The 15,466-nt window shown below is 69.0% G+C and carries 9 protein-coding genes; 6 read left to right on the top strand and 3 right to left on the bottom strand.

Going from position 1 to position 15,466, the window contains the following annotated elements; genetic code table 11:
* Window positions 1-3: 3 nt before the first annotated feature.
* From AC3WLY_RS33130 to nagE, 6 genes are all read left to right on the top strand, one after another.
* Entirely contained in the window at window positions 4-3,210 is a 3,207-nt protein-coding gene (locus AC3WLY_RS33130; RefSeq protein WP_492309245.1) for an error-prone DNA polymerase, read from the top strand.
* Between the two features lie 327 nt (window positions 3,211-3,537).
* Window positions 3,538-4,272: a GntR family transcriptional regulator gene (locus AC3WLY_RS33125; protein ID WP_175963632.1), complete on the top strand. Its 735-nt coding sequence runs from the start codon at window positions 3,538-3,540 to the stop codon at window positions 4,270-4,272.
* A gap of 98 nt (window positions 4,273-4,370) precedes the next feature.
* Window positions 4,371-5,474, top strand: coding sequence for an N-acetylglucosamine-6-phosphate deacetylase (gene nagA / locus AC3WLY_RS33120; RefSeq protein ID WP_175963633.1), 1,104 nt, complete (start codon window positions 4,371-4,373; stop codon window positions 5,472-5,474).
* A complete protein-coding gene (locus AC3WLY_RS33115) occupies window positions 5,467-6,483 on the top strand; it encodes an SIS domain-containing protein (protein ID WP_175963664.1) in 1,017 nt (338 codons plus the stop codon). The genes nagA and AC3WLY_RS33115 overlap by 8 nt, the downstream gene beginning before the upstream one ends.
* 15 nt (window positions 6,484-6,498) lie before the next feature.
* Complete coding sequence (gene ptsP / locus AC3WLY_RS33110; RefSeq protein WP_175963634.1) at window positions 6,499-9,081, top strand: phosphoenolpyruvate--protein phosphotransferase; 2,583 nt, start codon at window positions 6,499-6,501, stop codon at window positions 9,079-9,081.
* 87 nt (window positions 9,082-9,168) lie between these two features.
* Complete coding sequence (gene nagE, locus AC3WLY_RS33105) at window positions 9,169-10,932, top strand: N-acetylglucosamine-specific PTS transporter subunit IIBC (protein WP_175963635.1); 1,764 nt, start codon at window positions 9,169-9,171, stop codon at window positions 10,930-10,932.
* Between the two features lie 143 nt (window positions 10,933-11,075).
* On the opposite strand, the gene AC3WLY_RS33100 is transcribed toward nagE, so the two are convergent.
* The 3 genes from AC3WLY_RS33100 to cydB form a co-directional block, all read right to left on the bottom strand.
* Window positions 11,076-13,559, bottom strand: a complete 2,484-nt coding sequence (locus AC3WLY_RS33100) for a beta-N-acetylhexosaminidase (RefSeq protein ID WP_175963636.1) — start codon at window positions 13,557-13,559, stop codon at window positions 11,076-11,078.
* Between the two features lie 572 nt (window positions 13,560-14,131).
* Window positions 14,132-14,254 carry a cytochrome bd-I oxidase subunit CydX gene (cydX, locus tag AC3WLY_RS33095; protein ID WP_034179083.1) on the bottom strand — a complete coding sequence of 41 codons (123 nt, stop codon included), beginning with the start codon at window positions 14,252-14,254 and terminating at the stop codon, window positions 14,132-14,134.
* A 54-nt stretch (window positions 14,255-14,308) separates the two neighbouring features.
* A complete protein-coding gene (gene cydB / locus AC3WLY_RS33090; protein ID WP_492309247.1) occupies window positions 14,309-15,445 on the bottom strand; it encodes a cytochrome d ubiquinol oxidase subunit II in 1,137 nt (378 codons plus the stop codon).
* Window positions 15,446-15,466 lie beyond the last annotated feature (21 nt).

Genomic DNA, 15,466 nt, shown 5'->3' with positions numbered 1-15,466 from the left:
GTGATGGCTGCGCAATACCAGTTTCTTCCCGACTACGCGGAGTTGTTCTGCCGCTCGAACTTTTCGTTCCTGCATGGCGCGTCGCATGCGGAGGAACTGGTCGAGCGTGCGTTCGAGCTCGGTTATCGCGGGATCGCGATCACCGACGAATGCTCGCTCGCAGGCGCGCCGCGCATGCATGTCGAGGCGAAGGCGAAAGGGCTGCCGCTCGTCATCGGTTCGTATTTCGAAGTCACACCGGATGAAGTCGCACCTGGCCACGATCCGGGCCCCGGCGCGTTCGGACTCGTGCTGCTCGCGCAGAACCGCGAGGGTTACGGCAACCTGTCCGAGCTGATTTCGTGGCGGCGGATGGCATCGCCGAAGGGCACGTATCGACTGACGTCGAGGATGCTGTCGGTGCCGCCCGAGGCGTTTGCGCACTTGCGCGGAATGCCCGACTGCTTCGCGATTCTCGTGCCCGCGTATCCGGTGCGTGCGGACGTACTCGATGCGCAGGTCGCATGGTTTCGCGCGACATTCGGCGAGCGTGCGCGGCTGGGGCTCGTGCAGTTGCAGCGCGCGCTGGACGGTGCGCAACGCGAGGAGATTCGTGCGGCCGGCGCGCGGCGTGGGGTGCGCATCGTTGCGCTTGGCGACGTGACGATGCACCGGCGGTCATGCAAGCCGCTGCAGGACGTGATGACGGCGATCCGGATCGGGATGCCGGTCTCGGAATGCGGCTATGCGCTCGCGCCGAACGCGGAGCAGCATCTGCGCAGGCGACAGCGAATCGCAGAACTGTTCTCGCCGGACGAGATCGCGCAGACGTGCGCGATTCTCGATGCGTGTCATTTCGAACTCGATTCGCTGCGCTACGAGTATCCCGACGAGATCGTGCCGAAGGGGCTCACGCCGACGAGCTATCTGGAGCAGGAAACCAGGGCAGGGGCGGCCGGGCGCTATCCGCAGGGTATTCCGGAGAAAGTGGCGAAGCAGATCCGGTATGAACTCGACCTGATCGCGAAGCTGAACTACGAACCGTTCTTCCTGACCGTCTACGACATCGTCAAATACGCGCGCAGCCAGAACATCCTGTGCCAGGGCCGGGGCTCGGCCGCGAACTCGGTCGTCTGTTACTGCCTCGGCATCACCGAAGTGAATCCCGATCAGAGCACGATGCTGTTCGAGCGTTTCATCAGCGAGGAACGCGGCGAGCCGCCCGACATCGACGTCGACTTCGAGCATCAGCGTCGGGAAGAAGTGATCCAGCATATCTACGAAAAATACGGACACGATCGCGCCGCGCTCGCCGCCGCCGTATCGACGTATCGCCCGCGCGGCGTGCTGCGCGAAACCGGCAAGGCGCTCGGCGTCGATCCGATGCTGGTCGATCGCGTTGCGAAAGGGCACCGCTGGTTCGACGGCAGCCGCGATCTGCTGCAGAAGTTCGCGACGACCGGGCTCGATCCCGAAACGCCGCTGATTCGCGCATGGGCCGAACTGGCGGGGCGATTGCTCAATTTCCCGCGCCACCTGTCGCAGCACTCCGGCGGCTTCGTGATCAGCCGCGGCAAGCTCACGCGGCTCGTGCCGGTCGAGAACGCGGCGATGGACGGGCGGCGCGTGATCCAGTGGGATAAAGACGATCTCGAGGCGCTCGGACTGATGAAGGTCGACGTGCTGGCACTCGGCATGCTGTCGGCGCTGCATCGCGCATTCGACATGCGCACCGCGTGGCGCGGGCCGCCGGAGCCGGGCGGCGAGCCATTCACGCTGAAACACATTCCGCAGGATGATGAAGCGACCTACGACATGATCTGCCGCGCCGACACGGTCGGCGTGTTCCAGATCGAATCGCGCGCGCAGATGTCGATGCTGCCGCGCCTGCGGCCGCGCAATTATTACGATCTGGTGATCGAGGTGGCGATCGTGCGGCCGGGGCCGATTCAGGGCGGAGCGGTGCATCCCTATCTGAAGCGGCGGCAGGGCATCGAAAAGGTCAGTTACCCGAAGGAAGATCTGAAGCCCGCGCTCGAACGCACGCAGGGTGTGCCGATCTTCCAGGAGCAGGTGATGCAGGTCGCGATGATCGCGGCCGGCTTCACGCCCGGCGAAGCCGACCAGTTGCGTCGCGCGATGGCCGCGTGGAAGCGCAAGGGCAATCTGGAGCAATATCACCGCAAGATCGTCGACGGGATGCGCGAGCGCGACTATCCGCCCGAATTCGCCGAACAGATCTTCGAGCAGATCAAGGGCTTCGGCGATTACGGTTTCCCCGAAAGCCACGCGGCGAGCTTCGCGAAGCTCGCCTACGCCAGTAGCTGGCTCAAATGCCACGAACCGGCGATCTTTCTCGCCGCATTGCTGAACAGCCAGCCAATGGGTTTCTACCCGCCGTCGCAACTCGTGCAGGACGCGAAGCGCCACGGCGTGCAGGTCCTGCCGGTCGATGTCACGCAAAGCGACTGGGAAGCATCGCTCGAAGCGCTGCCCGGCCAGCCGCCGCCGCCGCACGGCCAGCCTGCCGTGCGGCTCGGCCTGTCGCTCGTGCGCGGCCTCGGCGAAGCCACCGCGCGCCGCATCGAAGCCGCACGCGCGGCGGGTCCGTTCGAGAACGTCGACACCCTTGCGCGTCGCGCGCAGCTCGAACGCCGCGACCTCGAAGCGCTCGCCGCCGCGAACGCGCTCGCGACGCTCGCCGGCCATCGCCGCGATGCACTGTGGCAGGCCGTCGCCGCGGCGCCGGAGCGCGACCTGCTCGCCGCCGCGCCGATCGACGAAGCGGAGAAGCCCGTGCTCGGCGCGCCGTCGGAGGCCGACGACATCCTCGCCGACTATCACACCACCGGCCTCACGCTGAACCGCCATCCGGTCGCGCTGCTGCGGCCCGCGCTGCGCGCGCAGCGGCTGTCGTCCGCGGCCGAACTGCGCGACCGCCCCGACGGCCGGCTCGCACGCGCGTGCGGGCTCGTGACCGCGCGGCAGATGCCAGGCACCGCGAAAGGCGTGATGTTCATGACGCTCGAGGACGAAACGGGTTGCGTGAACGTGATCGTCCGGCCCGAACTGCTCGCGCGGCAGCGCCGCGAAACCCTCGATTCGCGGCTGCTCGCAGCGTCCGGCGTGTGGCAGGTCGTGAGCGACGTGAGGCACCTCGTCGCGCAGCATTTCGAGGATCTGACGCCGCTGCTCGGCGGCCTGCGCACGTCGAGCCGCGAATTCCACTGACTCCCCCGACGCGTGCCGCCGGCCTGCGCGGCGCTTCGCCCCACGATGCATACCAGTCGGCTCAACTGGTTCTATCCCGGTCTCATATTCGCACCCGAAACCTGGCTGAACCGGGCGCTGGAACTGTCCCCTTGCATACCACATCGGGTAAATCCCTATCCCGTATAGCGTTGTAAACAAAGGCTTTCCCGGCACTAAAACGCTTGCGCGGCAAGGCTTTCGGCGATTTTCACGCCGCTAATACCAGTTCGTTGACTGGTATTATGGTGGTTATATAATGCGTTCACTTTCGACGGCCCGAGGCTGTCGTCCGACACCCGGAGGCACATGGAAACCGGCTGGTCCGAACTGGCGCCCGATCCCCTCAGCGACACGCCGCTCTACCTGCAGCTCGCCCGCAACCTGGCGAGCGCGATTCACGGCGGCGCGTGGCGGGCCGGCGAGGCGCTGCCGTCGGAGCGGCTGCTGTCGGTGTCGGTCGGCGTATCGCGGATCACGGCCCGCCGCGCACTCGCGCTGCTGGTCGAACAGGGGCTGATCACGCGGGCGCGCGGTGCGGGCAGCTTCATCACGCCGCGCGTCGCCGATCCGCTGTCGCGTCTCGTCGGCTTCACCGCGAAGATGCAGCAGCGCGGCTTCATGCCCGATTCGGTGTGGCTGTCGCGCAGGCTGCGCGCCGCGAGCCGCGACGAGATCGTGCATCTCGGCCTCGCGCCGGGCGCGACGGTTGCTCGGCTCGAACGGCTGCGCCGCGCGGACGGCATCGTGATGGCCGTCGAGCATTCGACGCTGCCGGCCGCGGTGGTGCCCGATCCGCAGGCGCTCGGCGCGTCGCTGTACGAATACCTCGAAGCGCGCGGCATGGTCGTCGTGCGCGCACTGCAGCACTTTCGCGCGGTGAACGCGACGCGCGAGATCGCGAAATGGATGGCGGTGAAGCCGGGCGCGGCGCTGCTCGTGATCACGCGCATCGGCTACGGTGCCGACCAGCGCGCGATCGAAGTGACCGAATCGTATTGCCGCGACGACTACTACGACTTCGTCGCCGAACTGAAACGCTGACGCGCGAGATTGCCCGCACGCGACATGCGCGAAGCAACGACACGGATTTGCAAATCACGACGCGGATGCCCGCGTCACCAGATCATCAAGAGAACGTCATGCTGACTGGAAACATCCTCACCCCCGCCGGCTGGATTCACGGTTCGCTCGATAGCGAGAACGGCCGCATCACCACGCTCGACGGCACGCCCGCCGATCCCGCGAAGAACGACGCGCCGTACATCCTGCCCGGCTTCATCGACCTGCACGTGCACGGCGGCGGCGGCGCCGACGTGATGGAAGGCGGCGACGCGATCGAGACGATCGCCCGCACGCACGCGCAATTCGGCACGACGAGCCTGCTCGCGACGACGATGACCGCGCCGCGCGACGAACTGATGAAGGTCGTCGGCAATCTCGGCAGCGTCGCGCGCACCCGCACGCCGGGCGGCGCGCGCGTGCTCGGCGTGCACCTCGAAGGGCCGTACATCAACCCCGGCAAGCTCGGCGCGCAGCCCGACGCGGCCGTGTCGGCCGTGCTCGACGAAGTGCTGAAGTACCTGTCGATCGCGCCGATCCGCGTCGTCACGCTCGCGCCGGAAATCGCCGGCCACATCGAGATCATCGGCGAGATGGCCGCGCGCGGCGTGCGCGTGCAGCTCGGCCACTCGCTCGCGACCTACGACGATGCCGTCGCCGCGCTCAAGCACGGCGCATGCGGCTTCACGCACCTGTTCAACGCGATGTCGCCGCTGCATCACCGCAACCCGGGCCTGGTGGGCGCGGCGCTTGCGCATGCCGAATACGCGGAAATCATTCCCGACCTGCTGCACGTGCACCCGGGCGCGATTCGTGCTGCGCTGCGCGCGATCCCGCGCCTGTACGTCGTGACCGACAGCACGTCCGCAACCGGCATGCCCGACGGCGAATACCGGCTCGGCAGCCAGCACGTGACGAAGTGCCTCGGCGGCGTGCGGCTCGCCGACGGCACGCTCGCCGGCAGCACGCTGACGATGGACCAGGCGCTGCGCAACCTCGTGTCGCTCGGCCTGCCGATCGCCGACGTGTCGAACCGGATGTCGCGCTATGCGGCCGACTACCTCGGCGTCGCCGATCGCGGCCGCCTCGAGCGCGGCGCATGGGCCGACCTCGCGGTGTTCGATCGAGACCTGAACCTCACCGCGACCTATGTCGAAGGAGAATCGATTGTCGAATATGCTTAAGGAAGCGCGCGAGTCCGCCCAGGTCGTCGCCGCGCAAATCGCCGACACCACGCGCGTCGAAGCGCTCGCCGGCCAATTGCTCGATCACCCGCCGGCCGTCGCGCTGACGGTCGCGCGCGGCAGCTCGGATCACGCCGCGAGCTATTTCGCGAGCCTGACGATGAGCCGCCTCGGCGTGCCGGTCGCGTCGCTGCCGATGTCGGTCGCGACGCTGCAGCAGGCGCCGCTGAAGGTGCAGGATCAACTCGCGATCGCATTCTCCCAGTCGGGCAAGAGCCCCGACCTCGTCAACACGATGGCCGCGCTGCGCGAAGCCGGCGCGCGCACCGTCGCCGCCGTGAACGTGCTGCCGTCGCCGCTCGCCGATGCGTGCGAGCATCAATTGCCGCTGCTCGCCGGCCCCGAATTGTCGGTCGCCGCGACGAAGAGCTATATCGCGATGCTGTCGCTGTCCGCGCAGATCGTCGCTTACTGGCAGCGCGACGCCGCGCTGATGACCGCGCTGCGCGGCCTGCCCGACGTGCTCGCGCAGGCCGGCCGGCTCGACTGGTCGCAGGCCGTTGCCGCGCTCGCGGGCGTCGAGCGGATGATCGTCATCGGCCGCGGCCTCGGTCTCGCGATCGCGCAGGAAGCCGCGCTGAAGCTGAAGGAAACGTCCGGCATCCAGGCCGAGGCGTTCTCGAGCGCCGAAGTCCGTCACGGCCCGATGGAGCTGATCGACCGCGACTATCCGCTGCTCGTGTTCGCGCCGCCGGGGCCCGAACAGGCCGGCCTGCTGCAGCTCGCGCAAGACATGCGTGCACGCGGTGCCGCCGTGCTGCTCGCGGCGCCCGCCGGCACGCCCGGCGTATCGGGCACGGTGCTGCCGCTCGCGCAATCCGCCCATCCGGCGCTCGACCCGATCGCCGCCATTCTTTCGTTCTACGTGATGGCGGCGGATCTTGCCGTCGCGCGCGGCCGCAATCCCGACACGCCGCGCCACCTGAACAAAGTCACCGAAACGCACTGATAGCCGAGACCGCCGATGAGACGCGCCGAGGAGTCCCAGTTGAAGAGTCCCACCCACGATCAGATCGTCCTGCTTGCCCCGCTGACGGGGCCGATCGTTCCGCTGGCCGACGTGCCCGATCCGGTGTTCTCCGGCGGGATGTTCGGCGACGGCATCGGCATCGACCCGCTCGCGGGCAGGCTCGTCGCGCCGTGCGCGGGCATCGTGTCGCATCTCGCGCGCACGGGCCACGCGGTGACGATCACGACGCCGCAAGGCGCGGAAGTGCTGCTGCACATCGGCATCGACACCGTCGAGCTGAACGGGCAGGGCTTCGCCGCGCACGTCGAGGCCGGCGCGCGCGTCGAGGCGGGCGATCTGCTGATCGAGTTCGACCAGGACGCGGTCGCGCGCAGCGCGCATTCGCTCGTGTCGGTGATCGCGATCGCGAACTCCGACGCGTTCGAGGTCGTCGACCGTGCGAGCGGTTTCGCGACGGCCGGCGAGACGCCGCTGCTCACGCTGCGCGGCAAGGGCGAAGCCGCCGCGCAGGCGGCGCAGGCCGGCGCGGCGGCGCACAACGAAGTGCGCCGCGAAATCGTGCTGGCGCAGCCGGGCGGCCTGCATGCGCGGCCGGCCGCGCGTGCGCGTGAAGCCGTGCGCGGGCTCGACGCGACCGTCGACGTGCTGTTCGACGGCCGCAAGGCTTCGATCGCGAGCGTCGTCGGCCTGCTCGGCCTCGGCGCCGGCGAAGGCGCGACGGTCGAACTGGTCGGCCGCGGCGCGCACGCACAGCAGGCCGTTGATGCGGTCGAGCACGAACTGCTGCGCGAAGCGCACGGCGAGGTCGAGGAAAAGCCGGCACGGCTGAGGTCGCCCGCGCCGCAGACGGTCGCGCGCAACGTCGGCGCGCCGATTGACCCGAACTCGCTCGCGGGCGTGTGTGCGGCCCCCGGCATCGCGGTCGGCACGCTGGTGCGTCTCGACGATGCGGAAATCGTGCCGCCCGAGCAGGCAGCCGGCACGCCGGCCACGGAAAGCCGCCAGCTCGACCAGGCACTGAAGGCAGTCGATGCCGAACTCGACGAAACGGTGCGCAGCGCATCGGCGCGCGGCGCGGTCGGCGAAGCGGGCATCTTCGCGGTGCATCGCGTGCTGCTGGAGGATCCGACGCTGATCGACGCGGCACGCGACCTGATCAGCCTCGGCAAGGGCGCGGGCTTCGCATGGCGCGCGACGATCCGCACGCAGATCGACACGCTGTCGAAGCTCGACGACGCGCTGCTCGCCGAACGCGCAGCCGACCTGCGCGACATCGAGAAGCGCGTGCTGCGCGCGCTCGGCCACACGAACGGCGCGGCGCGTGCGCTGCCCGACGAGGCCGTGCTCGCGGCCGAGGAATTCACGCCGTCGGACCTGTCGTCGCTCGATCGCCAGCGCGTGACCGCGCTCGTGATGGCGCGCGGCGGTGCGACGTCGCACGCGGCGATCATCGCGCGGCAGCTCGGCATCCCGGCGCTGGTCGCGGTCGGCGATGCGCTGTATGCGATTCCGGACGGCACGCAGGTCGTCGTCGATGCGAGCGCGGGCCGTCTCGAACACGCGCCGACCGCGCTCGACGTCGAACGCGCGCGGCACGAGCGCCAGCGCCTGGACGGCGTGCGCGAAGCGAACCGGCAGCTGGCAGGCGTTGCCGCCGTGACGGCCGACGGCCGCGCGATCGAGGTGGCCGCGAACATCGCGACGCTCGACGACGCGAACACCGCGGTCGACAACGGCGCGGACGCGGTCGGCCTGCTGCGCACCGAACTGATGTTCATCCATCGCCAGGCCGCGCCGACGGTCGTCGAACACCAGCAGAGCTACCAGTCGATCGTCGACGCACTGCAGGGCCGCACGGCGATCATCCGCACGCTCGACGTCGGCGCCGACAAGGAAGTCGACTACCTGACGCTGCCGCCCGAGCCGAACCCGGCGCTCGGCCTGCGCGGCATCCGCCTCGCGCAGGTGCGCCCGGATCTGCTCGACGATCAGTTGCAGGGCCTGCTCGCGGTGAAGCCGTTCGGCGCGGTGCGCATCCTGCTGCCGATGGTCACCGACGCGGGCGAGATCGTGCGGCTCAGAAAGCGCATCGACGAGTTCGCGCGCGCGCAGGGCCGCACCGAGCCGATCGAGGTCGGCGTGATGATCGAGGTGCCGTCGGCCGCACTGCTGGCCGACCAGCTCGCGCAACACGCGGATTTCCTGTCGATCGGCACCAACGACCTGACGCAGTACACGCTCGCGATGGACCGCTGCCAGGCCGATCTGGCCGCGCAGTCCGACGGCCTGCATCCGGCCGTGCTGCGCCTGATCGACATCGCGGTGCGCGGCGCCGCGAAGCACGGCAAGTGGGTCGGCGTGTGCGGCGCGCTCGGCGGCGATCCGCTCGCGGTGCCGATTCTGGTCGGCCTCGGCGTGACCGAACTGTCGGTCGACCCGGTAGCGGTGCCGGGCATCAAGGCGTGTGTGCGCCGTCTCGATTACCAGTTGTGCCGTCAGCGCGCGCAGGATCTGCTCGCGCTCGATTCGGCACAGGCGGTAAGGGCAGCAAGCCGCGAGGTCTGGCCGCTCGACTGAACGTCGAAGGCAGGCTCGCGACCCGTTTCACTACGAAAGCAATTAGGTCAACGACGATTCATGACGAGACAAGGATTGGAGGACTGAATGAACGGGAATCCGTTTCTGAAAATACAGGGCCTGGGCCGGGCGCTGATGCTGCCGATCGCGGTATTGCCGGTCGCCGGCATCCTGCTGCGGCTCGGCCAGCCGGACGTGTTCAACATCAAGATGATCGCCGACGCCGGCGGTGCGATCTTCGACAACCTGCCGCTGCTGTTCGCGATCGGCGTGGCGGTCGGCTTTGCGAAGGACAACAACGGCGTCGCTGCGCTTGCGGGTGCGATCGGCTACCTGATCGAAACCGCGATCATGAAGGACATCGATCCCAAGCTGAACATGGGCGTGCTGTCCGGGATCATCGCGGGTGTGGTCGCGGGCTTGCTGTACAACCGCTTCAAGGACATCAAGCTGCCGGACTACCTCGCGTTCTTCGGCGGCAAACGGTTCGTGCCGATCATCACGGGGCTGGTCTGCGTGATACTCGGCATCGTGTTCGGGTACGTGTGGCAGCCGGTCCAGCATGCGATCGACGCGGCCGGCCAGTGGCTGACGACGGCGGGCGCGATCGGTGCGTTCGTGTTCGGCTTCCTGAACCGCCTGCTGCTCGTCACGGGCCTGCACCACATCATCAACTCGCTCGCGTGGTTCGTGTTCGGCAACTTCACGCCGCCCGCCGGCGGCGACATCGTGCACGGCGACCTGCACCGCTTCTTCGCGGGCGACCCGACCGCGGGCACCTTCATGGCCGGCTTCTTCCCGATCATGATGTTCGGCCTGCCGGCTGCGTGTCTGGCCATGCTGCACGAAGCGCCCAAGGAGCGCCGCGCGATGGTCGGCGGCCTGCTGTTCTCGATGGCGCTGACGTCGTTCCTGACCGGCGTGACCGAGCCGATCGAGTTCAGCTTCATGTTCCTCGCGCCGGTGCTGTACGTGATCCACGCGGTGCTGACGGGGCTGTCGCTCGCGATCTGCCAGATCCTCGGCGTGAAGCTCGGCTTCACGTTCTCGGCCGGTGCGATCGACTACGTGCTGAACTACGGGCTGTCGACGAAGGGCTGGATCGCGATTCCGCTCGGCATCGCATACGGCGCCGCGTACTACGGGCTGTTCCGCTTCTTCATCCGCAAGTTCAGCATGGCGACGCCGGGCCGTGAGCCGGCATCGGCCGACGCGGCGGCGGAATCGTACGCATCGGGCGGCTTCGTCGCGCCGGCCGCGGGCGCCGCATCGGCTGCACCGCGCGCGCAGCGCTACATCGCCGCGCTCGGCGGGGCGGGCAACCTGACGGTCGTCGACGCATGCACGACGCGCCTGCGCCTGACCGTCGTCGATCCGGAGCAGGTATCGGAGCCGGAACTGAAGTCGATCGGCGCGCGCGGCGTGCTCAAGCGCGGCGGCAACAGCGTGCAGGTGATCATCGGGCCCGAGGCCGACCTCATTGCCGACGAGATGCGTACCGCGATCGGCAGCGGTGCGACCGGCGCGGCGTCGACGGCGACGGCCGCCGCGGCGCAGCCCGTCACGGGCGCGGCCGCCGGCCCGCTCGATCCGGAGCCGGCACGCTGGCTCGCGGTATTCGGCGGGGCGACCAACGTCGCGTCGCTCGACGCGGTCGCGACCACGCGCCTGCGCGTCGTCGTGCGCGATCCGTCGGCGGTCGATCGCGATCGTCTCGGCGCGCTCGACGTCGCGTGGGTGTCGCTCGACACGTTCCACATCGTCTGCGGCAACGCGGCGGCACGCTATGCCGAACAGCTCGGCGCCCGCCTGCCGCCGGCGGCAGGCGGGGCGGCAGCGCAACCGGCATGACGCAATAAGGCCGGCAGGACCCGCGCTGCGGGTTCGGGCCGGTCGGCAGAAACGAAAACGGCTTGCGATGCGTCGCAAGCCGTTTTGCTTTGGTGGGGCGATTGAGCGATGCGTTCGTCCGAATCGCTCAACCGCTCAACCGTTCACGGATTCGTCAGCGTGAAGGTCGGCTTCCGGTAGCCGATGCCCGCGCGGTCGAGCTTCGGCAATTCGCGTTGCGTGAGCAGCGTCGCGAAGCCGGCCCAGTCGCGCTGCAGCGCGGCCGTGTCGACGTGATGCGTATCGCCGCGCTTGTAGCGCACGCCGGCCGCGTACGGCAGCTCCCAGTCGGCCCGGTGCCACGCGCGCTCGGCGAGCGCGAGCAGCCGCGGGTAGGCCATGTATTCGAGGAAGGTGTCGTTGCGCATCACCTCGCCCCACGCCTGCCCCTGCATGCCTTCGACACGCGGCGCGGGGCCCGAGCCCGTTACCTCGAACGCGTTGCCGCCACGGTCGCCCATCACCTCGGCGTTCTGCGGCAGGTTCTCCGGCGCGAGCGAGAACACCTTGTACTCGTCCGTCGCGTGCGAGCCCCAGTAGTAGCCGCGCTCGCGCGGGTTGAGCGTGTACGGGAAGTCGAAGTACAGGTAGTCGGGCAGCGCCAGCACCGTCAGGTAGCCCTTGCCGCTCAGGTCGCGCGCGCTGTCCGACGCGCCCCAGAAGATCGTGTCCCACAGCGACACCATCACGTGGCGCGTGCCGAAGTCCTGCGGCCCGTTCGCATGCTTGATGCCGTCCTGCCACGCGGCCATCGTGTCGATCCCGTTCGCGTTGACGGCCGCGCTCACCTGTTGCGCGAAACGCGTCGGCAGTTCGTCGATCGACTTGATCTCGCCGCGCTGGAGCAGCGCCGTGCATGCGGGCGAACGCGCCCACGGCTTGTCCTGCGCGGCGAGATCGATGCGGCCCTTGTTCGGGTCGGTGCCGTTCAGCGGCTGGAAGCCCGCGCCGAGCAGGATGTTCTTCGCCTCGTCGCCGCCATAGTGCCAGGTGTGCAGCGGCGCCTGCGCGTCCGCATGCATCGCCGCGATCTCGCGGATCACCTTCGACGCGAAATTGAGCGCGCCCGGCACGCACGGGTTCAGGTCGCTGCGGCGGTCGTAGAACTGCACCGTCAGCAGGTTCGACGTGTCCTGCGGATCGAGCAGCCGGTATGCGTTCGCTTCCTGCTCGCGGCCGGCCGCATGCAGCCGGCGGTAGCGCGCCTCCATCGTCACGACGGCCGCGCGCGCGTGCGCGGGCATGTCGATCTCCGGAATGATCTCGACGAAACGCGCGGCCGCGTAGCGCACGAGCGCCACGTAGTCGTCGCGCGTCAGGTAGCCGCCGCCCGAGCGGTTGTCCGGGCCGGAGCCGAGCTGCGGCAGCAGGCAGCGCGTCTCGCTCGGGTCGTGGCAGCGGCGCGAGCCGATCTCGGTCAGCTCGGGCAGGCCGGGGATCTCGATGCGCCAGCCTTCGTCGTCGGACAGATGCAGGTGCAGGCGGTTGAGCTTGTATGCGCTCATCTGGTCGATCAGGCGGCGCAGCGTCGCCGGGTGCTTGAAGTTGCGCGCGAGGTCGACGTGCATCCCGCGATGCGTGAAGCGCGGCGCATCCTCGACGAGCATCGCCGGGATCGGGCCGCCGCCGGCCGGCGCGAGCGAGAAGAGCGTCTGCACGCCGTAGTAGAGGCCCGCGCGATCGTAGGCTTCGATGAACACGCCGCGCGGCCCGATCGCGAGCCGGTAGCCGCCCGGCGTCGCGATGTCGGCCGGCAGCCGGCGCGGCGCGACGGCACCCCACACGGGCACGCGTGCGCCGTCGAGGCCGAGCGTCGTCGCGCGCTCGCGCAGCGCCGCGACCTGCGCGTCCGGCAGGTTCGGCAACGCGAACTCGACGCCGCGCAGGTCGAGCGTGCCGGGCAGCGGCTGCTCGCGCTTCACGCTCGGCAGCGCCCGGCTCGCGTCGGGCCGGGCGGCTACCGGCGGCGCATTGCCGGTCGAGTTGTTCTGCGCGTCGGCCGGCAGCGATTCGACGTAGCGTAGCTCGTCGTCGGTGTCGTTGTAGCGCAGCACGGCGGGCGGCGCGCCGTCGACGACGACGTACGGGCGCGGAATCACGTCGCTGTAGCGCAGCAGCCAGTATTCGGCGACGAACGGCAGCTCGATGCGCTCGCCCGGCGCAAGCCGCACCGAGCCCGGCTGCGGCGTCAGCTCGTACAGGTCGCCCGTGAGCCGCCGCAGCGCGAAGCCCGGACGATCGATCCGCAGCAGGCGGCGGATGCTGTGCAGGTAGAGCTTCCAGCCGCCGTCGGCGATCGCCTGGTGGCCGCGGTTCTGCAGGATCAGGCGGCCCGTCGCGCAGGCCGCGCCGTCGGCGCCGAGATCGGCGCACGGCACGCCGGCCGCGGCTGCGTGGTTGTTGTCGACGGCGACGCGCAACGCGAGGCCGTTCGACAGCAGCGTCGCGAGACTGGCCGCTTGCGCGGTGGGCTGCGCGATGCCTGCGGTTGCGCCGGCCGCGGTCGACGCCGGCTGGGCGCCGATCGCGGCCGGCGACAGCGCTGCGATCAGCGCGCCGGCAAAGAGGGACGACAAGGTGTGCTTCATTCGAACTCCTGAGAAAAAAGGGGGCGTAGCGGCGTCGTGGGGTGACGTCGCTGCGATCGGGTCTTTCAGTGGAGCTGCGGGAGATGCCAGCGCGCGGGACGATGAGGCCGCACCGCGCGCATTCGGCACGCGGGGGCGTGCGTTACGGAACGGGACGCGGGCAGGCGTGCCGATCGGATCGGCGGGGCGGCGTACGCGCGTTCATCGGCGGCGCGCGGCAACGGCCGCAATGGCGAAGCGGCCGCGGTCGGCTATGTTCGTCCGGCCGCGCACGCTGGCGACGACAGGCGCCGCCGAACGGCAACCGGCCGCCGCCCGGCGACACGACGCGCAGGCGCGCGCCATAAACGGGATTCGCATGTCTCCCCCACCCAGAAGGATTCGGCTTGTCAGCGGCCGTGTCCAACGATCTTATGAAACCTTTTATTGGTATTCAAGTGGTATCAATCTGGCGCTAAATTGGCATCGGCGTGCGGTGCCTGTCCGGACGGCAGAGACGAAAAAAAACCTCGCGCGAAGCGAGGTTCGTTCCGGACGGCGGCGGCGCGATCCGCCGCGCAGCATGTCACGCGTCAGTCGCGGCGCACGCGCGCGGGCGCTTCCTGCGTCTTCTGCCGTGCTTCGAGCCACATCGCATTGACGATGCCGAACGACAGCGCGACGCCGATACCGAGAATCCAGCTGAAATACCACATGATCCGACTCCTTGCGAAACGGTGGACGGGGGCGCCTGCGCGCCCCGGCCCGGTTCAATACATCGAGTGATTGTTCTCTTCGAGCGTCTGGCGCGTGACCTTGCCGCGCATCACGCGATACACCCAGCCCGTGTAGATCAGGACGATCGGCAGGAACACGATCACCGCGAACAGCATCACCTGCAGCGTCTTGTGGCTCGACGTCGAATCCCACACGGTCAGGCTGCTGCGCGGATCGAGCGACGACGGCATGATGAACGGGAACATCGAGAAGCCGGCGGTCAGGATCACGCCGACGATCATCAGGCCCGTGCAGAAGAACGCCGTCTTCTCCTGCTTCGAGCCGGCGAGCAGCAGCGCCAGCAGGCCGCCCGCGATCCCGACGACCGGCGCCGCGATCATCCACGGATACTCGCCGTAGTTCGCGAGCCACAGGCCCGAGCCGGCGGCGACGTCCTTGAGCAGCGGGTTCGCGACCGTGTCGGTCGGCGCGGCGTTCGTGATGTGGAAGCCGCCGATATACGACGCGATCAGCACGCCGGCCAGCACGAACAGCACGACCGCGAGGAACGACGCCACACGCAGCGCGATCGATGCGCGGCGCGCGATCACGCCGTCGGTCTTCATCTTGATGAACGCGGCGCCGTGCGCGACGAGCATCGTGAGGCTGACGAGCCCGCACAGCAGCGCGAACGGGTTCAGCAGCGCCCAGAAGCTGCCGTAATAGGTCACGCGCAGGTCGCTGTCGAACTTGAACGGCACGCCCTGCAGCAGGTTGCCGAACGCGACGCCGAACACGAGCGCCGGCACGAAGCCGCCGGCGAACAGGCCCCAGTCCCAGCCCGCGCGCCAGCGCGGGTCCGGCCGCTTGCTGCGGTAGTCGAAGCCCACCGGCCGGAAGAACAGCGCGAACAGCACGAGCAGCATCGCGAAGTAGAAGCCGGAGAACGACGCGGCATAGACGAGCGGCCAGGCCGCGAACATCGCGCCGCCGGCCGTGATCAGCCACACCTGGTTGCCTTCCCACGTCGCGCCGACCGTGTTGACGATGATGCGGCGCTCCTCGTCGGTCTTGCCGAGGAACGGCAGCAGCGCGGTCGCGCCCATGTCGAAGCCGTCGGTGACGGCGAAGCCGATCAGCAGCACGCCGACGAGCAGCCACCAGATCAGCTTGAGAGTTGCATAGTCCATAGCGATTCCTTGTTCCGTTTC

It is taken from the genome of Burkholderia sp. FW306-1C-G01B (assembly GCF_058781685.1).
This window is presented reverse-complemented; position numbering and strand designations above follow the sequence as displayed.